The 18,913-nt window shown below is 27.7% G+C and carries 18 protein-coding genes and 2 tRNA genes; all 20 read left to right on the top strand.

The genetic code is table 11. The features are described from left to right. Positions 1-26: 26 nt before the first annotated feature. Positions 27-416 (top strand): NAD(P)H-quinone oxidoreductase subunit 3, encoded by a 390-nt coding sequence (locus tag AVBRAN12640_RS04880; RefSeq protein WP_214117486.1) that lies wholly within the window; start codon positions 27-29, stop codon positions 414-416. Beyond that, positions 398-898: a NuoB/complex I 20 kDa subunit family protein gene (locus AVBRAN12640_RS04875; protein ID WP_214117485.1), complete on the top strand. Its 501-nt coding sequence runs from the start codon at positions 398-400 to the stop codon at positions 896-898. Before AVBRAN12640_RS04880 ends, AVBRAN12640_RS04875 begins: the two co-directional genes overlap by 19 nt. After that, positions 898-1,689: an NADH-quinone oxidoreductase subunit C gene (locus AVBRAN12640_RS04870; RefSeq protein WP_214119743.1), complete on the top strand. Its 792-nt coding sequence runs from the start codon at positions 898-900 to the stop codon at positions 1,687-1,689. The genes AVBRAN12640_RS04875 and AVBRAN12640_RS04870 overlap by 1 nt, the downstream gene beginning before the upstream one ends. Beyond that, positions 1,689-2,915: an NADH dehydrogenase (quinone) subunit D gene (gene nuoD / locus AVBRAN12640_RS04865; protein ID WP_214149680.1), complete on the top strand. Its 1,227-nt coding sequence runs from the start codon at positions 1,689-1,691 to the stop codon at positions 2,913-2,915. The genes AVBRAN12640_RS04870 and nuoD overlap by 1 nt, the downstream gene beginning before the upstream one ends. Then, positions 2,912-3,139 carry an NADH-ubiquinone oxidoreductase subunit E family protein gene (locus AVBRAN12640_RS04860; protein WP_214117482.1) on the top strand — a complete coding sequence of 76 codons (228 nt, stop codon included), beginning with the start codon at positions 2,912-2,914 and terminating at the stop codon, positions 3,137-3,139. The genes nuoD and AVBRAN12640_RS04860 overlap by 4 nt, the downstream gene beginning before the upstream one ends. After that, the gene (locus AVBRAN12640_RS04855; RefSeq protein WP_336607173.1) at positions 3,136-3,783 is read left to right on the top strand and encodes a hypothetical protein; all 648 of its coding nucleotides are present in this window, start codon (positions 3,136-3,138) and stop codon (positions 3,781-3,783) included. Before AVBRAN12640_RS04860 ends, AVBRAN12640_RS04855 begins: the two co-directional genes overlap by 4 nt. Continuing rightward, positions 3,773-6,178 carry an NADH-quinone oxidoreductase subunit G gene (locus AVBRAN12640_RS04850; RefSeq protein ID WP_336608517.1) on the top strand — a complete coding sequence of 802 codons (2,406 nt, stop codon included), beginning with the start codon at positions 3,773-3,775 and terminating at the stop codon, positions 6,176-6,178. Before AVBRAN12640_RS04855 ends, AVBRAN12640_RS04850 begins: the two co-directional genes overlap by 11 nt. Beyond that, positions 6,171-7,166: an NADH-quinone oxidoreductase subunit NuoH gene (nuoH, locus tag AVBRAN12640_RS04845; protein ID WP_214117479.1), complete on the top strand. Its 996-nt coding sequence runs from the start codon at positions 6,171-6,173 to the stop codon at positions 7,164-7,166. The genes AVBRAN12640_RS04850 and nuoH overlap by 8 nt, the downstream gene beginning before the upstream one ends. A gap of 9 nt (positions 7,167-7,175) precedes the next feature. Further along, on the top strand, positions 7,176-7,847 hold the full coding sequence (gene nuoI, locus AVBRAN12640_RS04840; RefSeq protein ID WP_336607172.1) for an NADH-quinone oxidoreductase subunit NuoI: 672 nt from the start codon (positions 7,176-7,178) through the stop codon (positions 7,845-7,847). Further along, positions 7,840-8,349 carry an NADH-quinone oxidoreductase subunit J gene (locus AVBRAN12640_RS04835; protein ID WP_214117477.1) on the top strand — a complete coding sequence of 170 codons (510 nt, stop codon included), beginning with the start codon at positions 7,840-7,842 and terminating at the stop codon, positions 8,347-8,349. Before nuoI ends, AVBRAN12640_RS04835 begins: the two co-directional genes overlap by 8 nt. Beyond that, positions 8,346-8,624 (top strand): NADH-quinone oxidoreductase subunit NuoK, encoded by a 279-nt coding sequence (nuoK, locus tag AVBRAN12640_RS04830; RefSeq protein WP_214117476.1) that lies wholly within the window; start codon positions 8,346-8,348, stop codon positions 8,622-8,624. The genes AVBRAN12640_RS04835 and nuoK overlap by 4 nt, the downstream gene beginning before the upstream one ends. Next, positions 8,615-10,420, top strand: coding sequence for an NADH-quinone oxidoreductase subunit L (gene nuoL, locus AVBRAN12640_RS04825; protein ID WP_442862247.1), 1,806 nt, complete (start codon positions 8,615-8,617; stop codon positions 10,418-10,420). The genes nuoK and nuoL overlap by 10 nt, the downstream gene beginning before the upstream one ends. After that, positions 10,413-11,789 (top strand): complex I subunit 4 family protein, encoded by a 1,377-nt coding sequence (locus AVBRAN12640_RS04820; RefSeq protein WP_214117474.1) that lies wholly within the window; start codon positions 10,413-10,415, stop codon positions 11,787-11,789. Before nuoL ends, AVBRAN12640_RS04820 begins: the two co-directional genes overlap by 8 nt. 9 nt (positions 11,790-11,798) lie before the next feature. Continuing rightward, positions 11,799-13,115: an NADH-quinone oxidoreductase subunit N gene (locus AVBRAN12640_RS04815; protein WP_336608515.1), complete on the top strand. Its 1,317-nt coding sequence runs from the start codon at positions 11,799-11,801 to the stop codon at positions 13,113-13,115. After that, on the top strand, positions 13,115-15,436 hold the full coding sequence (locus AVBRAN12640_RS04810; protein WP_336608514.1) for a tetratricopeptide repeat protein: 2,322 nt from the start codon (positions 13,115-13,117) through the stop codon (positions 15,434-15,436). Before AVBRAN12640_RS04815 ends, AVBRAN12640_RS04810 begins: the two co-directional genes overlap by 1 nt. Positions 15,437-15,485: 49 nt before the next feature. After that, positions 15,486-15,576, top strand: a tRNA-Ser gene (locus AVBRAN12640_RS04805). A gap of 24 nt (positions 15,577-15,600) precedes the next feature. Beyond that, positions 15,601-15,677: transfer RNA gene (locus tag AVBRAN12640_RS04800), tRNA-Arg, on the top strand. A gap of 64 nt (positions 15,678-15,741) precedes the next feature. Further along, entirely contained in the window at positions 15,742-16,182 is a 441-nt protein-coding gene (locus AVBRAN12640_RS04795) for a DUF3015 family protein (protein ID WP_214117471.1), read from the top strand. Next, positions 16,183-18,030 carry an Lnb N-terminal periplasmic domain-containing protein gene (locus AVBRAN12640_RS04790; RefSeq protein ID WP_336608513.1) on the top strand — a complete coding sequence of 616 codons (1,848 nt, stop codon included), beginning with the start codon at positions 16,183-16,185 and terminating at the stop codon, positions 18,028-18,030. 179 nt (positions 18,031-18,209) lie between these two features. Then, positions 18,210-18,800, top strand: a complete 591-nt coding sequence (locus AVBRAN12640_RS04785) for a zeta toxin family protein (RefSeq protein ID WP_214117469.1) — start codon at positions 18,210-18,212, stop codon at positions 18,798-18,800. Positions 18,801-18,913 lie beyond the last annotated feature (113 nt).

Raw genomic sequence — 18,913 nt, 5'->3', positions numbered from 1 at the left:
CCAAAAAAATTTTGAAAGGAATTAAAATGTCTAGTTCAGATGTGGATATTCAGTATTTCGGCATTTTAGCAATGTTAGTTATTGCTACAGGCTTATTTTTTGGACTAGTTTTTTTAGCAAAAACAATAGGAAATTCTTTAGCTAGAAAAAATAGAAAAAAATTAGGCTTAGGACCTTATGAGTGCGGACCTTTACCGCAAAAACAAGCAGTTAAAATAAATTCACAATTTTTTATTTTTGCTTTAATTTTTATCTTGTTTGATATAGAAGTTGTTTTTATGTATCCTTGGGCTTTAATGTATAAGCAATTAGGACTTTTTGCATTGATTGAAATGGTTTGTTTTTTTGTTTTACTTTTAGTTGGTTTTATCTATGCGTATAAAAAAGGAGCGTTACAATGGCAGAGCATCAATTAAACACAAATGGAATGCCAATAGCTTTAACTTCGGTAGATAAGTTAGTTGGTTGGGGTCAAAGTAACTCTTTATGGGCATTTTCTTATGGTCTTGCTTGTTGTGCTATTGAGATGATGGCTGGTGGTGGTTCAAGGTATGATTTTGATAGATTTGGAACTATTTTTAGAGCAAGTCCAAGACATAGCGATGTAATGCTTGTAGCTGGAACTCTTAGTAAAAAACATGCAGAATTTACAAGAAGATTATACGATATGATGCCTGATCCAAAGTGGGTTATATCTGTTGGTAGTTGTGCAAACACTGGTGGTATGTTTAATACTTATTCAACGGTTCAAGGTGTTGATAGGATAGTTCCTGTTGATATTTATGTTCCTGGTTGTGCTCCACGCCCTGAAAGTTTTCAGTTTGCTTTAATGATACTTCAAAAGAAAATTAGAAAAGAAAAAATATCTAAAAAAATAGCAGCAAAAAGGTTGGTGTAATGAGAGAATATAAAGACAAGATTAATGCGCAAAAGCAAGACTACTACAAAGATAGATTTTATCACGCACCACAAACTACTAAAATTGATATAAAAGGTAGTGAATTTGAATATTTATTTGATGAGTTTAATAATAATTTTTCTGTTTTAAATTCTTTTATTGAGCTTGATATTGCAGTTTTTATAATCAATAAAGAAGATAATTTAAAGGCTTTAAGAAAGGCTAAAGATTTAGGTTTTACAACTTTTACTGAATTGATTTGTTCTGATTATTTAGCTAAAGATAATTCTTATGAAGTTCAATATCTTTTATTAAATATGAATAAAAAACAAAGGCTTAGAATAGTTACAACCTGTAAGGCAGATGAAACTATTGAAAGTGGAGTTTGTGTATTTAAGGGTTTAAATTGGTCTGAAAGAGAAGCTTATGATATGTTGGGTGTAAATTTTATTAATCACCCTAATTTAAAAAGACTATTAATGCCTGATGATTGGTTTGATTATCCACTTAAAAAATCTTATCCTTTAGAAGGAGATGAATTTGCCAAATGGTATGAAATAGATAGAATTTTTGGTAAGGAATATCGTGAAGTTGTAGGGCCTGAAAATCGTGATTCAGGAAGAGTTGATTGTAATGATACAAATAATTTTTCTAGAATTTATCATGAAGTTCCAAAAGGAGCTGAGCCTATTAGTATTGCTTATAAACAAGAATATCAAGAAGATGAAGGCGTAATGTTTGTTAAGAAAGTTAAGCGTGCTGATTCAAAATTCATAGAAGGAAGAAGATAATGCAAATACCATCAAAGTTAAAACCTTATTATGAAAATGTAGCCTTTAGTAAAGAAGATGGCAGAATGATTATAAATCTTGGTCCTCAGCACCCAAGCTCACACGGAAACTTAAGATTAGTGTTAGAGCTTGATGGGGAAAAAGTAGTTAAATGCACTCCAATGATTGGTTATATGCATCGTGGTATGGAAAAAATGGCTGAAAATATGATTTATCAAGAATTTATTCCAACTACTGATAGAATGGATTATGTAGCAGCAAGTGCAAATAACTATGCTTATGTAGCAGCTGTTGAGAAGCTTTGTGGTTTAGAAATTCCTAGAAGAGCTCAAATCATTAGAATGATGTTATTAGAATTAAATAGACTTGCTAGTCATTTATTATGGCTTGCAACTCACGCACTTGATATTGGAGCAATGACTGTATTTTTATATTGCTTTAGAGAGCGTGAATATGTTATGGATTTAATAGAAAAATATTGTGGTGCAAGACTTACGCATTCATCTATGAGAATAGGTGGTGCAATGCTTGATTTACCAGCTAATTTTACTCAAGAATTATTAGCATTTTGTGATAAATTCTTAAACGATGTAAAAGATTATGAAACCTTACTTGATGATAATAGAATTTGGCGTCTTAGAACAGAAGGCGTTGGGGTTGTTACAAAAGAACAAGCATTAAGCTGGGGTTGTAGTGGAGTAATGCTTCGTGGAAGTGGAATTGAATGGGATATTAGAAAAGAAGAGCCATATTTACTTTATAATGAAGTTCAATTTGGTGTTCCCGTTGCAAACCAAGGAGATACTTACGCAAGATATAAATGCTATATGCAAGAGTTTCGTGAGAGTGTAAAAATACTTAGACAATTAGTGCCTATGTATAGAGAGAGTTCTCCTGAATTAATTTGCAACAATAAAGAATTTGTAAGTGCAAGTAAAGAACAAATTATGACTCAAAATTATTCTTTAATGCAGCATTTCGTATTAGTTACTCAAGGTCTTCGCCCACCTGTTGGAGATGTATATGTGCCAACAGAAAGTCCTAAAGGAGAGCTTGGATATTTTATTAAAAGTGATGGTTCAACTAGACCTTATCGTCTTAAAGCTAGAACTCCTAGTTTTTGGCATTGTTCGTTTTATGAAGAGCTTTTGGTTGGAACTTATGTGGCTGATGTTGTGGCTATTATGGGTTCAACAAATATTGTTTTAGGGGAGATTGATAGATGAGAAGAATTGACCTTAGAAAAAGTAAAGATTTATTTGCTGATTTAAAAACTCATATTGATAATGCTAAAGCTAATGAAGTTTTGGTTGTTTTATTTGAAATCGGAGATTTTTCTAATATTGATAAATCTTATGAATTTGTAGCTAATAATAATTGTAAGATGATGAACTCACTTAAGTTTAATCAAAGTGATTGGACTATAGTTATTAAAAAGGAAGCAAAATGAAAATATTAAGCTTCTTAAATTATGCAAGTAAAGAAGTCTTAAGTCATTTTAGCCAAGATGAAATAGTAAATATCGGTAGTTTTTACGATGAGAGATTAAAACAAAAATTTTATAAATGCGAACTAGGGACCGAAAGCTATGTTTTAGCATTGTTTTGCACTATGCTTAATTTAAGCGAATTTGATATAGGCGAACTTAGTGCTGAGAGTTGTTTTGGAGAAGAAGAAGCTAGTGAGATTTTAGAATTTTTAAAGAGTGCTGATTTAATCTTATTAGATAGTAATTTGCTTTATCATAAAGACAAAAATATATATTATTTTGCAAGTAAATTGGCTAAACATTTTGATTTAAAACTTATGTTTGATTATGAATTAAAAGATGTTGAGTTGGTTGAATTAGATGATAATAATGGGCTTATTTTATATGAATGTTTAGATAATGATGATTTTATAGTAAGTCCAGCTTTTGCAAATCTTGCAAAAATTAAAGAATTTGATTTAGTAGAAATTAAAACAAAAACTAAAACATTAAAAAAGAAAGTAAAAATTGATAATAGTTTAAAAGGATTATTTGCATTAAGTAAAAAAGATAATGCTTATGCGTTTAGTCCTTGTGTGGTTAAAGGAGTAAGCAATGAAAATTAACATTAATGGTAAAGAATGCTTAGCTAATGATGGCGATTATGTTTTACAAGTTGCTCGTGCTAATGATATTTTCATACCTGCAATTTGCTATTTAAATGATTGCAGTCCAACTTTAGCTTGTAGAATGTGTATGGTTGAAATTGATGGCAAACGCTCATACGCTTGTAATACTAAAGTAAAAGATGGAATGCAGGTATTAAGCAATACTAAAGAATTATGGGACGAAAGAAATGCTATTATGCAAACTTATTGCATAAATCACCCATTACAATGCGGAGTTTGTGATAAAAGTGGAGAATGTGAATTACAGAATTTCACGCATAAAGCACAAGTAGATACTCAAAATCATTGGATAAAAGAAATAGATAGAAGACATCAAGATTGGGGTGCTTTACAATATGACCCAAGTCTTTGTATAGTTTGTGAAAGATGTATTACCGTATGTAAGGACAAAATCGGAGATAGTGAGTTAAAAACTATAGCTCGTGGTGGAGATGCGCCTGATAAAGATTTTAAAGATACTATGAGTAAAGATGCTTATGCAGTTTGGACAAAATTTCAAAAATCACTAATAGCTCCACAAAATGGAACGACTTTAGATTGTCAAGAATGTGCTGAGTGTGTTAGTGTTTGTCCGACTGGCGCAATTATTAATAAGAATTTTCAATATCGCTCAAATGCTTGGGAACTTACTCGCATACCTGCTAGTAATCCACATAGTAGTGATTGTGAGCTTATGTATTATGATGTTAAACAAAAAAGTATTAAAGATAATACTAAGATGGTTTATAGAGTTTCAAATGATTTTCATTTTACTACTTTAAATAAGGCTGCAAGATTTGCTTATGATATAGCAAGTGATTGTAAAGGTAAAGATGAAGTAGAGTTTAATCGCTTAGTATCGTTGTTTAAAGATAATAAAATTAAAAATGTGAAATTTAATAGCTATATAACAAATGAAGAAGCATATATTTTAGAATTACTTAGACAAAAATATGGCTTTAATTTAGTAAATAATGAAGCTTTATGTTTTCAAGATTTCTTAAAGACTTTTTGCGCTCATTCAGGTAGTTTTTATAATGCAAGTAGTGATGATGTTAAAAAATCTGATTTTATCGTAATTGCAGGAAGTTTTTTAAGACACGATAATCCTACTTTATCTTATAAAGTAAATAATGCAATTGTTATGAATAAGGGTGCTGGGCTTTATTTTCATCCTATTAAAGATACAAAATTTTCAAAAATTGCTAAGAATTTCGTAAGTGTAAATTGTGATTATGGTAAAGAAGCTCAAGTTTTAGAATTTATTTTACAATATTTTGCAAAAGACTTGCCGCAGAATTTAGCATATATCAAAGACGCTTTTTATGAAGAACAAATTGAAGTAGAAGTTAAAAGTAAAGATGCTGAAGGCAATGAGATTAAAGAGAAAAAGCAAGAAACAATCAAAAAATCAAGCCTAGCTAAAGAATTAGGATTTGATGAAGATAAATTAAAAGATTTATTACTTAAAAAAGCTAATTTTACTTTAATTATCGGAAATGATTATTTTTACCATGAAAATGCAAAATATTTAGCGTATTTACTTGCAAATATTCAAAAATTAACTGATTTTAAAGTTATGTTAATCCCACCACGCACTAATACTTTAGGTGTAAGTTTATTGTGTAAATTAAGTAAAGCTAGTGATGGTTTTACTCTAGGATATAATGAGCGTGGAGATTTCTCATTTTCAAATGATGAGCATAATAATCTTGCTAGTTCAAATCTACTTGAGCAAGAAGGAACATTTGTAAATTATGATAAAAGGCTTGTTCCTACGAATGCTGCACTTAAATTTAAAGGATATTATTTAAATGATTTAGCAAATGCTCTTGGATTAGATGCACTTTATACGATTGAATATACAGAGCAATTACCTAAAGATAAAGGCTTTTTAAATATTGCTTTTGATGATTTGACAAATCATTATGATAATGCAGGAAATAATCATCGTGGGTATTTAATTGATACTTGTGAGTTTGTAAAGAATTTAAAACAAGATAATCAAATTCCACAAAATATAAAATCAACTTGCGAATGTAAAAAAGATGATATTGTAATACTTGCAAACCCAATTGGAAATCTATCAAAATATACTAATAAATCAAGCTTTTTTAACGAATGTGCTTCACTTTACGCAAGTAAAGATTATCTAGCTAAACATAATTTAAAAGAAAATTCTATGGTTAAGATTTATGATGATAAAGATGAAATTATTATAAAAGTAGTTTTAGATAAGAATATTGAAAATGGTGCTTATTTACCTACTTTTGATGATAAGATTAATCCTTATAAATTCTTTAAAACAAGACGCTACTATGCGTTAAATATAAAGGAAATTAGCTATGAGTGAGACTATGTTTTTTATAATCGTTACGCTGATTAAATGTCTTTTAGTAATTGCAATTTTTGCTTCATTAGCTGGATTTGCAACTTATTTAGAAAGAAAGGTTTTAGGTTATGTTCATAGAAGACTTGGGCCTGATATGGTAGGACCTGCTGGTGTTTTGCAAATTGTTCCTGATATGATTAAATTATTTACAAAAGAAGATTTAATCCCATATATGACAAATAGTAAAGTATTTAAAGTAGCTCCTTTAGTATCAGCAATTTGTGCTTTTATGGCTTTTGCTGCTGTGCCGATTTTTCCTGAATTTACATTATTTGGGCATACGATAAAACCAATTATTGCTGATGTAAATATAGCAGTTTTATACATTGCTGGATGCTCATCACTTTGTGCTTATGCTATATTTTTAGGTGGTATGTCAAGTTCTAGTAAATATCCTTTAATAGGTGGTGCTAGGGGTCTTGTTACTATCATATCTTATGAAGGTGTTAGTGGTCTTTGTTTATTGGCTGTTGTTTTATTAACTGGTTCTATGAGCTTAGTTGATATTAATGCTTATCAAGAAGGTGGAATTTTATCTTGGTTAGTATTTAAACAACCAATTGCATTTGTTTTATTTACAATAGCAATTTTTATTGAAACAAACAGAACTCCTTTATGTCTAGCAGAAAACGACCCTGAATTAGTTGCAGGTTATGGCACTGAATATAGTGGTCTTCGCTGGGGAATGTTTTTTATAGGCGAATATGCTAGTATGATTTTAGGCTCAATTTTGATTACTTTATTATTTTTAGGTGGATATAACGATTTTTATTTCATACCAGGCGCTATTGCTATGATTTTAAAAATATGCTTTGTATTTTCTTGGTATTTTTGGGCTAGGGGGACTTTCCCACATTTAAGGGCTGATCAAGTTATGAGAATGAGCTATTTGATATTATTACCTGTTGCGGGTGCTAATTTAATCATAACTGCGTTATTGGCTTTATAAGGAGAATATATGAAAAAATATTATGTAGTAGATGAAAAAAGAAAATTAATTCTTACTCCTTATGAAAAATTTATAAGAAGTGTTAAAAGATGTTTAAATACTGATTTAATCAGTGGTTTAGCATTTATAATTAATGAAACCTTAAAAAGGGGTAATTCAGCAACTATTAAATATCCAATGGAAAAAATCAAATTAGATAATCGTTATCGTGCTGTGCATAGATTGCAAAGATTTATTGAAAGCGAAAATGAACGCTGTATTGGTTGTGGGTTGTGTGAAAAAATTTGTATTTCAAATTGTATTAGAATGGAGACAAAATTAGGCGATGATGGTAGAAAATTAGTAAGTAATTATTCTATTAATCTTGGTCGTTGTATTTATTGTGGATTTTGTGCTGAAGTCTGTCCTGAACTTGCTATCGTGCATGGTGTTGAATATGAAAACGCAGCAGAGCAAAGGTCATATTTTGCACATAAAAAAGATATATTAACTCCAATTGATAATCTAATTAATCAAGTTGAATTTGAAGGTGCTGGAAGTTTAAGAGCTGATGCTGATGATTTTGTAAAAGTTACTCCAAATTATTATGATGTAATGAAGGCAAGAGAAAGTGAAGCTTCAGTTTCAAATTCTAGCGATACAAAAGAAGATAAAACGAATAAAGAGGCAAAAGATGTTTGAGTTAATTATATTTTATATTTTCGCTGCTTTAGTTGCGGGATTTTTTATAATTGCGGTAAGTTCTAAAAATATTTTATATTCTCTTAGCTCTCTTGCTTGTGGAATGGTATTTTTAAGCGCTCATTATTTTTTATTAGGAGCAGAGTTTTTGGGTGCTGCTCAAATTATAGTATATAGTGGGGCTGTTTTAGGGCTTTATAGTTTTGCTATGATGTTTTTTGATTTAAGCAAAGAATTAAAAGAAAAGCTAAAACATAAAAAAACTTTTTTTAGTTTAAGTATTTTAGCGAGTGTTCTTATGATAATTATGACTTTAGGATTTAAGTTAAATTTATCTCAATCAAGTTTATTGGTTAGCGAAGAGCTTGAAAATACTCGTAGTTTAGGGATTATTTTATTTACAAAATACCTTTTAGCTTTTGAGATAGTTGCAGTGGTTTTACTAATGGTAATAATAGCAGCTATTGTGCTAGTAGCAAAGAAGATAAAGGAAGAACAATGAATTATTTATTATTATCAATTGTATTGTTTTTGATTGGTTTAGTAGGAGTATTAAAAAGACAGAATTTAATAATGTTTTTTATATCTACTGAAATAATGTTAAATGCTGCAAATTTAGCTTTTGTAGCAATTTCAAAAATGCACAATGCTTTAGATGGGCAAGTTTTTGCTATTTTTATTATGGCAATAGCAGCTTGCGAAGTAGCTATTGGGCTTAGCTTTTGTGTGATTAAATATAGACGCGATAAAAGTCTAGATTTTGGAGAGTGCAAATGAGTTTATTATGTGTTTTATTTTTACCATTATTAAGTGCAATTTTTGCAGGAATTTATTCTTTTTCTCCAAAAAATAAAGTAATAGGTTATTTTTGTTCTTATTTAATGCTTTTAGCTTGTATTTTTGCTTTTATATCTTTATATTATTTAGCAGATAAGAATTTGTATATTAGTTTGGGTCATTGGATAGGAATTTTAAATGTTAATTTCGGCTTTTTAATAGATTCTGTTAGCCTTACTATGATGTGTGTTGTAACATTAGTTGCTACTTGTGTGCATTTTTATAGTATTTATTATATGGAGCACGATGAAGGTTTTAATAAATTCTTTGCATTTTTAGGCTTATTCGTATTTTGTATGTTAATTTTAGTAATGAGCGATAATTTCTTATTATTATTTGTTGGATGGGAAGGCGTTGGTCTATGCTCTTGGTTATTAATCGGCTTTTGGTATCAAAATGAAAAATTCTCATTAGCAGCAAATGAAGCTTTTATTATGAATAGAATAAGTGATTTTGCAATGCTTTTAGGAATATTTTTAATATATTTTAATTTCGGAACTTTAAGTTATAAAGAAGTATTTGCTATATTAAGCTTTCACGAAATGTTAAATCCTAATTTATTAACTTTAATTGCTGCTTTACTATTTGTTGGTGCTATGGGTAAATCAGCTCAATTTCCATTCCATACTTGGCTAGCAAATGCGATGGCAGGTCCAACACCAGTTTCAGCATTAATTCACGCTGCTACGATGGTAACTGCTGGTGTTTATTTGGTAATTCGCTCTCACGATTTATTTTCGCAAGTTCCAAATGTAAGTTATTTTATAGCTTGTTTAGGTGCTTTTGTAGCTTTATTTGCTGCTTCAATGGCAATTGCTGCAAAAGATTTAAAAAGAATTGTGGCATTTTCTACACTTTCTCAACTTGGATATATGTTCGTAGCTTGTGGTTTAGGAGCTTATAAAATAGCATTATTTCATTTAGTAACTCACGCATTTTTTAAAGCATTATTATTCTTAGGTGCTGGAAATATTATGCATGCAATGCACGATGAATTAAACATTTATAAAATGGGTAAATTATATAAACCTATGAAAGTTACAGCAGTTTTAATGATAATTGCAAGTTTAGCTTTAAGTGGTATTTATCCATTCGCAGGATTTTTCTCAAAAGATAAGATTTTAGATTTTGCATTTGTAACAGAGCATTTTGGCTTATATTCTGTTTTATTATTTACAGCGTTTTTAACAGCGTTTTATAGTTTTAGACTATTAATGATGGTATTTTTTGCTCCAAAAAATCACACAATCCATCCACACGAAGCAAAACCTATAGCATTAATTGCAATGCTACCTTTAGCAATATTAGCAATTATTGCAGGTTTTTGGGATAGTAAATTCTTTGAATTTATCAGAATTCCTATGCAAGAATTACACCATAATTATGTATTAATTGCTATTTCTTTAGTGGTTGCTATAGTAGGAATTGTTTTAGCTATAGTAGTTTATAAAAATGGTGCAAAAGAAACTTGCAATTGTAAATATAAAAAGCTTTTAGAAAATGAATATTACATACCTAAATTATATGAGATTATTTTCATACAACCTTATAAATGTTTAGCTAAAGTATTAACAGGATTTGAAGAAGGTCTATATTCATTTATTTTTGAATGTCCTAAAAAGCTTTTAAATCTTGTTTCTTGTGAGAACAAAAACAATAACTTAACTCTTCACATTGTGTTTATTTGTGCATTTTGTGTGTTTTTACTTTTAACAATGGTGGTGATATATGCTTAGTTTATTGATATTTTTACCTTTAATTTTTGGGGTTAGTGCATATTTTATAAATGATAAGGCTTCTAAAATTAGCGGAATTTTATTTTCTTTTATAATTTTATGCCTTAATTATTATGTGATAATTGATGAAATTCATACATTTAACTATACTTTAATAAAAGCTTTTAATTTTGGGATTAATTTAAAAGCTGATGAGATAGCATTTACTTTAGCTTTTGTTGCAAATTTAATGCTATTTTTGTCAATGTGCTTTTTTTCTAAACAAACAAAAGACTTTTTAATAAGTGCTATGATTTTAAGTGCTTGTATGAATGGTTTATTTTTAGCAAATGATGCTTTATTATTTTATATTTTTTGGGAAGTTTCATTATTTCCACTTTTATATTTAATGGTTAAAAACAATGAAGCAAAACTAGCTAGGTCATTTTTTGTATTTGCATTTTTAGGCTCAATTTTTATGCTACTTGCTATGATTTATCTAGCTTATAATGCAAGAGTTAATGATGCGATTTTAAATTTTGACATTAGTTATTTCTCAACTACAAATTTAAGTCCTATTGAAAATACTTTATTATTTATAGGATTTTTCCTAGCATTTGCTATAAAAGCTCCTATTTTTCCATTTCATAGTTGGGCTATTAAAACTTATTCAAAAGCACCTAATTTTGTTTCTGTAATGCTTGCAAGTTTTAAAATGGCGCCTTTTGGAATGATTAAGTTTTGCCTTCCTTTATTTGCTGTTAGTATTAATGAATTTAGTGGGATAATTTATACATTATGTATAATTTCAGCAATTTATGCAGCACTTCTAGCAAGCAATGCGAAAAATTATAAAGAATTAAGTGCAATGAGTTCAATATCACACTTAGGAATTATTTGTTTAGGTATTTTTTCTATGCATCCAATTGCTTTAAGTGGAGCTGTTGTTTATATGGTAGCTCATGCTATTGTAAGTGGGGCAATGTTTTTTTACGCTGAAATTTTAAAAGATAATTACAAAACTTATAATCTAAGTGAGTTAAAGGGCTTAGCTAAACATATGCCTTATTTGACATTTATTTTTGGAGTTTTATTATTTTCATCAATTTCTTTACCACTTACTATAAGCTTTGCAGGTGAGTTTTTGGTTCTTTATGGAGTATTTGCAGCTAGTAAGATGGCTGGAGTTTTTGCTACTTTAGTTGTGATACTTGGAGCTGTTTATATGTTAAATATGTTTAGAAATAGCTTTTTAAGTAAAGAAAATGAAGCTAAAGACATAAAGGTTAGTTTATCTAAGATAATAATTTTATCTTTCATAGCTTTGATTATAATTGTATTTGGAGTAAATCCTAATATAATTTTAGATTATATCAACTTTGCGGTATAAGGAGATAGAATGCAACTTGATTTAAATGTATTACTTATTTTACCTGAACTTGCTTTGATAGTTTTTGCTTGTTTTATATTGGTTGCTAATTTATTTTATAAATTTGATTTAAAAGCTTTAAAAGGGCTTAGTATTGTGGCTTTAATAATTGCTATTATTTGCCAATTTAATTGCCCTTATGATGAGAGTTTTTTTGATTTATTTATATTTGATAATTTAGCAAAATATTCAAGTATATTAATCAATCTATCAGCTATTTATTTTCTACTTGCTAATAAAAGAGCTGATGAAGGTGAGTTTTTTGCATTATTTTTAATGATGATAGCTTGTTTAAATTTTATGGTAAGCACTAATAATTTAATAGTAGCTTTTATAACTCTTGAAGGCTCTTCTTTAGCACTTTATAGCTTAATAGCGTTTAAGAAAAAAGCAATTGAAGGCGCTATTAAATACTTTAATTACGGAATGCTAGGCTCAGCATTTTTTGCTATGGGTTCTGCAATGTATTATTTTGATAGTGCAAGTTTAGAACTAAACTCATTAGCTACAATTAGCACGGCTAGTATTTTAGCCTTTGTTATGATAGGAATTACAATATTATTTAAATTATCAGTAGCACCGCTTCATATGTGGCTTAAAGATGTGTATTTAAAGGCTGATTCAAGTTTAGCTGGATTTATTTCAATAGTTCCAAAAATAGCTATGATGGTATTTGCATATAGATTTATGATTTCATTTGAAAATTTCTTCAATGTAAGTGAGATTATTTTAATTATTGCTTGTGCTTCTATGCTTTTTGCTAGTGTTATGTCATTAAAGCAAGATAATGCAAAATCAATGTTAGTATATAGCTCTGTTTCACATTCATCGTTTGCTTATTCAACCCTTGCATTTTTTCATTTATCAAGCCAAATGTTTTTATATTATTATTTAACATTTGCATTTGTAAATATCGCATTATTTATGTTTTTAGGTGCGTTTAAAGACACAAATTATGAGAATTTAAAAGGGGTGTTTAAGAAATATCCTTTATTAGGAATTTGTATTGTTGTATTATTGTTAAATCTTGCAGCATTGCCACCATTTGGTGTATTTTTTGCTAAGGTTGGTGTAATTAATATAGCTTTAAATGTTAATATTTATGCAGCAATTTGTATGGCACTTAGCTCAATTATTATGCTATTTGCTTATTTAAGATTTATAAAAGCAATTTTTGCAGATAAAGAAATAGGATTTTTATATTTTAATAACGCTCAAAAAATAGTTTTAATTTTAGCAATTATTGCTTCTTTTGTTGCAAGCGTTGGATTAGATTATATTAAATAATGAAAAAAATATTATTTCTTTGCTTTTGCGTTTATTTATATTCTTTTGAACTATATATAAACTCTGGCAAGGAAATAAATAAAAATATATCAGTTTTACATATTAAAAACAATACTGATATAACTTGTGATAAATTACAAGATGAGAATTTAAAACCTTATTTTAAATGTAGTGTGAAGGGTAAATCAAGGTTATTATCAAATCAAGATTTAACCTTATTCAAATTAGAATTTAAAAATTCAAAAGATACTTTAGATATATATATTTACCCTAAAACAAATGTTAGTATTGTTGATAGTGAGCAAAAATTATATGATACTAATGTGGTTTTTGCATCTAGTAAAAAAGTTTCTAAAAATTTTACTTTTATATTTTTTCCATATACCCAAGGAGTGTTAAGTCCTAATGGACTTGATTTTGATGTGATTTTTCCTGATTTGCAAACTCCTTTTATAGAAGGACTTGATTTAGACCAAAATCCTGTAAATATTAGCGATAATAGTGATATTAATTCTTATTTGAGTATTAAAAAATATTACGATAATAAGCAATATAAAGAGCTATTAGATTTATGCAATATGTCTTTAGAAAAATATAAAAATAGTATTTTTATAAGTGAGTTTTATTTGTATAGAATTAGAGCTATGTTTAATTTGCTAAATGAAAATACCACTTTAAGCGAAGAAATTATTTCAAGTGCAAAAGATTATGTAAGGGTTTTTCCAAGTGATGAGAATTACACTGAAATATTGCAAATGATGGTAAAAACTTATTTAAAATTAGAACAAAGAAGTGATGCTGAATATTTTATAGATATTTTAAATAACGAGCATCCAAATTCTTATTACACAAAATTGGCAAGTTTAAACTATGCTGATTTTTTACTATCTCATGGCAAAAGAGATGCTGCTACTATTATTTATAATAATATTTTATTTAGTTCAGATGATGCGATTTTGGCTAGTAAAGCTGCAATATCTTTAGCAAAAATCAATATTAGTCATAATAAAGCAAAGGAAGCTAAGGAATTTGTATTAAAAGTCTTTAATGCAAATGAGCAATACTTATTAGAAGATAAAGATAAAACATTAGGTTTAGCTGATGATTTTTTCAAGGAAAAAATGTATGATATTAGTGCTCCTATTTATGAGTTTTTATTTAAAAATTCAAATAAATTAGACCCTTATTATGAAAGAGTGTTAAAAAATTTAGGTGTTTCTTTAGCTAAAAATAATGATTATAAAAAGGCTGATGAATATTTAAATGAATATAAAAAGCTATTTCCAAATGGCGAATATATGAATATTATTGATGAGACTATTGATAGTTTATATTTTGAAAAAGATGAACAAGATAGCTTTAAATTGCACGAATATTATAATTTTTTAATGGCTAAATATGATAATAACATATCAAAAAGAGCTCTTTATGAAGAAGTTAAATTATTGTATAAAGAAAAAGATTATGAAAAGATTTTAAAACTAGAAAAGAAAATAAAAGATAGTGAAAATGAAGAGCTAATTTCTTTATATGATAGTAGCTTGATTAATTTATTAAATATTGCATTAGATGATGATGATTGCGATGAAGTTTTAGGATACATAAAAAATAATAATTTTATAAGTGATGAAAAAGTCATTAATAAAATGAAATATTTAGAGTGCTTAGAGAGAAAAAAAGAAAATAAATTAGCTTTAGATTTTGCAATTAAGTTTGAAAATGAAGATTTGGTGTTTTATAAAATCAAACAAGCAAAACTTTTATATTTAAATAAGCAGTATAAAGATGTAGAAAATATAATCAAATCTATTTTAAATAAACGATTTAATATTAAAAAACCAGAATATTTTGAGATATATTATTATTTATCACTATCATTAATTAAGCAAAACAAATACAATGATGCTATTTTTTCATTAAAACAGCTTGAAAAATACGGCAATGGATTAAGATTAGTTGAGGTTTATGATGAATTTTTAAATTACTTTAAAAACAATAATCTTGATATTTCAGCTATTACTTATGGTAAAAAAGCAATTAATATACAAAATTATTTAGGTATTAATTTATATAGTCCTAAGATAGAGTTAATTACTTTAAATGCTTTAATTAATAAAAATAATATAAAAGAAGCTAAAGAAATATTTATAGATTTATATAAATTAAAATTAAGCGAAGAAGAATACAGCAATGCAAAATATTTAGAAGCTAGTATGCTAATTAAAAATAAAGAATTTGAAAAAGCAAAAGAAACTTTAAAAGAATGCAAAAGTGGTGATTGGAAAAATTTATGTGATGAAAAATTACAACTTTTGGAATAATTTAAGCTAAATCTAATTTTTAAAATATATAATATGCGTTTTACTTATTGGACAGATGGGTGAGTGGCTGAAACCACACCCCTGCTAAGGGTGCAGCTCTTAATCGGGGCTCGAGGGTTCAAATCCCTCTCTGTCCGCCACTTTATTTCAAAAACTTATTTTATGCGCTCGTAGCTCAGCTGGATAGAGCATTTGATTGCGGTTCAAAAGGTCAGGGATTCGAATTCCTTCGGGCGCACCATTCATACTCATTGTTAATATATAGTTTTATAATTTGTTTTTTTAATACTTTAAAAGGAGTTATAATGAGAAAATTACTTTCTTCATTGGTAGTTGTTGGTGCGATTAGCACTTCTTTATTTGCAGGTGCAAATACTCAAACAGGTTGCGGACTTGGAACTATAATTATTAAAAACCCTGATTCAGCAATTATGTATGCTTTACAAGCTACTACAAACGGAACTTCAGGTAATCAAACTTTTGGTATTACTACAGGAACACTAAATTGCCAAGAAACAAGATTAGTTCATAATGAAAAAGCAATTAATTTCGTAAATGCAAATCTTGACGCTTTATCAAATGAAGCTGCTTTAGGAATGGGCGAGCATTTAGATACTTTAGCTGAACTTTTAGAAGTAAAAGATGCTGATTTATTTAAAGCTAATTTAAGAGCAAATTACTTAGCTATTTATAATTCAAGCGATGTTGTAGGTGCTCAAGTTTTAGATAGAGCTTCTGCTTTATAATTGAAAAAGTTTTTATTTTTATTGTGCTTTTGTATTTTTGCAAAGGCACAAGATAATGAATTATTAAATCTTGATTTTTCTAAATTAAGTATTTCTAAAGATGAGTTTTTAGAAATTATTCAACAAGCTAATCAAAAACAAGTTTTTAACACAATAGAATGGAAAAATCTCCTTCACTTTACAAACAACAAAAGCGAGATAATTAATAAAGAATTTTTTTATTCAAATCAAAGGAATTTAAAATCAGAATTTGAGCTTAATTTATATATGTATTTTTTAAAAAAAGAAATATATTTAGGCAAAAAAGAAGAGTTAAATCAAAAAGATTCTGCTATAACTTTTAGCAATGATAATGATAATTTGCACTTTATTTGCAAGTTTCCTTTAAGGGCAAAATACATAGAAAAATCTCTAAAACTTACTAAAAATCAGGATTTAAATTGTTCTGATTTGAATAATTTCTTAGAATATATTAGCCCTAAATCAATTAGCATAGTTTTTCCAGCTGCTTATTTAAATTCCCCAGCTTCAATGTTTGGGCATACATTTTTGCTAATTAATTCTAATTACAATTCAAGGCTTTTATCTTACGCTATTAATTATGCTGCTGATGTTGATGAAAAAGATGAAAATGGCTTAATGTTTGCCTTTAAAGGTTTGTTTGGCGGATACATTGGCAAGTATTCTTTAAAGCCTTATTATGATATGTTAAAAACATACAAAGATAGCGAAAATAGAGACCTTTACGAGTATGATTTAAAATTAAATGAAGAAGAAGTAAATAGACTGATTTTGCATTTATGGGAGATTAAGGATAGTAGTTCGGTTTATTTGTTTTTTGATAAAAATTGCTCTTATAATATTTTGTGGTTACTTGAGAATGCAAATCCTGATATTAAATTAAGAAATAAATTTATTTATAGCGTAATCCCAAGCAATACTATACAAAAAATCAACGATATTAATCTAATTAGCGATTATCACTATAGAGCATCAAAGTTAAATACCATTTTAAATCAAGCAAAAGATTTGAGTTTTGATGAGATAAATCTAGCAAAAAATATAGCTTTAGGTAAAATTGAGCCAAATTATGATTATTCTATTTTAGCCTTAGCGAACGAGCTTAGTCAGTATTATGCTAGTAAAAATGAGCTTAGTGTAGATGAATACAAAAAAATAACTCATAAAATATCTAGTAATTTATCTCAAAGCAAAATAGCAAAGCTTCCTTTAAAAACTTCAAAAGAAAGCATAATTAAGGCTAATTATCCTAGCAAAATATCATTTGCTTATGATACAAAAAAGAAAGTTTTATTATCAATTAGACCAGCCTTGCACGATATTTATGAAGATGATTTGGGTTTTGATAAAGGTATCGGGATAGAATTTTTAAGCACTACTATTAATTATGATAAAAAGCCTAAATTAGATGAGTTAGTTTTGCTAAGACTTGCAAGTTTAAGTGATTTTAACTATATAAATCATAAGCCAAGTTTTTTGTTTAAACTAGCTTATGATGATGTATTAGATGATAAATTAGCAAATATGGAGCTTTTAGGTGGGATTAGTTTTGTTAATGAGTATTTTTTATTATCATTTTTAAGTGGTTTTAGAGCTTATAAAGATGGTTTGAGCTTTAATAATCAAATAATTACAAGCCTATCTTATAAAGCAAATAAGCTTAGTTTAAGTTATCATAAGAATTTTTATAAGCACGGCTTATTAGAAGATATTTTAAGTATCAAAACTCATTTTAAGATTTATAAAAACACTGCGATTTTTGCTGAATTTCAAAAATATTTTCACAAAAACGAAACATTTAAAATAGGTATAAATTATTATTTTTGATATTTTTTTGGATTTGGAATTTAATTTGATTTTTTTTAAATTCTAAGTATTTGGGTTAGCAATTGTTTTTAAAAATTTATAAAAAGATATAAATAAATATAAAATATTTTTAGTTTTTTATATTAATAAAATTATTTAATTTTTATTATAATTACTTAAAATCTATATAAGGAAAATTTATGATAAATCAACCTATAGTTACTATTTTTGCTGGTGTAAATGGTGCAGGAAAAACCACTTTATATTTTTTAACACTAGAAAAAGGAATAAATTTAGGCTATCGTATAAATGTAGATGAAATAGCTCAAAGTATTGGAGACTATAGAGATAGACAAACTCAAGTTCGTGCTTCAAGAATAGCTATAACAATGCGTAAAGTTTATATAGATGATAAACTTAATTTCAATCAAGAAACTACACTTTGTGGAAAATCTATATTAAATCTATTTGATGAATTAAAAGAGAATAATTACAAAATAAATTTACGCTTTGTAGGGCTTGATAGCCCACAAACAGCAAAAGAGCGTGTAAAAATACGAGTTAGTAAAGGTGGACATGATATAGAACCGCATTTAATAGATAAAAGATATTACGAAAGTATGCAAAATCTTTTAAAAATTATGCCGTTGTGTGATGAGATTTTGGTTTATGATAACACTAAAAATTATGAATTAATTGCAAAAATAACAAATGGAAAAGTAGATATACAAAAAAATATTGAATGGTTCAATGATTTAATTTCAGAAAAAATAAAACTTCAAAATTATTAATTTATAAATGTTAGTTATGATTTAAAAAACCACAAAGGACAAAGATGAAAAAACTCACATTATTTTTATTTAGTTTATTTTTATGGGGGGGGGGTATTTATTAAATAACAAAG

Source organism: Campylobacter sp. RM12640 (genome assembly GCF_020137595.1).
Classification (GTDB): Bacteria; Campylobacterota; Campylobacteria; order Campylobacterales; family Campylobacteraceae; genus Campylobacter_E.
This window is presented reverse-complemented; position numbering and strand designations above follow the sequence as displayed.

What these genes read in the sequence shown, in the direction of transcription:
- nuoD (WP_214149680.1), top strand. Translation starts at nt 1,689, where the DNA reads ATGCAAATACCATCAAAGTTAAAACCTTATTATGAAAATGTAGCCTTT.
- AVBRAN12640_RS04850 (WP_336608517.1), top strand. Translation starts at nt 3,773, where the DNA reads ATGAAAATTAACATTAATGGTAAAGAATGCTTAGCTAATGATGGCGAT.
- AVBRAN12640_RS04880 (WP_214117486.1), top strand. Translation starts at nt 27, where the DNA reads ATGTCTAGTTCAGATGTGGATATTCAGTATTTCGGCATTTTAGCAATG.
- AVBRAN12640_RS04870 (WP_214119743.1), top strand. Translation starts at nt 898, where the DNA reads ATGAGAGAATATAAAGACAAGATTAATGCGCAAAAGCAAGACTACTAC.
- AVBRAN12640_RS04820 (WP_214117474.1), top strand. Translation starts at nt 10,413, where the DNA reads ATGCTTAGTTTATTGATATTTTTACCTTTAATTTTTGGGGTTAGTGCA.
- AVBRAN12640_RS04810 (WP_336608514.1), top strand. Translation starts at nt 13,115, where the DNA reads ATGAAAAAAATATTATTTCTTTGCTTTTGCGTTTATTTATATTCTTTT.
- nuoK (WP_214117476.1), top strand. Translation starts at nt 8,346, where the DNA reads ATGAATTATTTATTATTATCAATTGTATTGTTTTTGATTGGTTTAGTA.
- AVBRAN12640_RS04860 (WP_214117482.1), top strand. Translation starts at nt 2,912, where the DNA reads ATGAGAAGAATTGACCTTAGAAAAAGTAAAGATTTATTTGCTGATTTA.
- AVBRAN12640_RS04875 (WP_214117485.1), top strand. Translation starts at nt 398, where the DNA reads ATGGCAGAGCATCAATTAAACACAAATGGAATGCCAATAGCTTTAACT.
- AVBRAN12640_RS04795 (WP_214117471.1), top strand. Translation starts at nt 15,742, where the DNA reads ATGAGAAAATTACTTTCTTCATTGGTAGTTGTTGGTGCGATTAGCACT.
- nuoH (WP_214117479.1), top strand. Translation starts at nt 6,171, where the DNA reads ATGAGTGAGACTATGTTTTTTATAATCGTTACGCTGATTAAATGTCTT.
- AVBRAN12640_RS04785 (WP_214117469.1), top strand. Translation starts at nt 18,210, where the DNA reads ATGATAAATCAACCTATAGTTACTATTTTTGCTGGTGTAAATGGTGCA.
- nuoI (WP_336607172.1), top strand. Translation starts at nt 7,176, where the DNA reads ATGAAAAAATATTATGTAGTAGATGAAAAAAGAAAATTAATTCTTACT.
- AVBRAN12640_RS04855 (WP_336607173.1), top strand. Translation starts at nt 3,136, where the DNA reads ATGAAAATATTAAGCTTCTTAAATTATGCAAGTAAAGAAGTCTTAAGT.
- AVBRAN12640_RS04835 (WP_214117477.1), top strand. Translation starts at nt 7,840, where the DNA reads ATGTTTGAGTTAATTATATTTTATATTTTCGCTGCTTTAGTTGCGGGA.
- AVBRAN12640_RS04815 (WP_336608515.1), top strand. Translation starts at nt 11,799, where the DNA reads ATGCAACTTGATTTAAATGTATTACTTATTTTACCTGAACTTGCTTTG.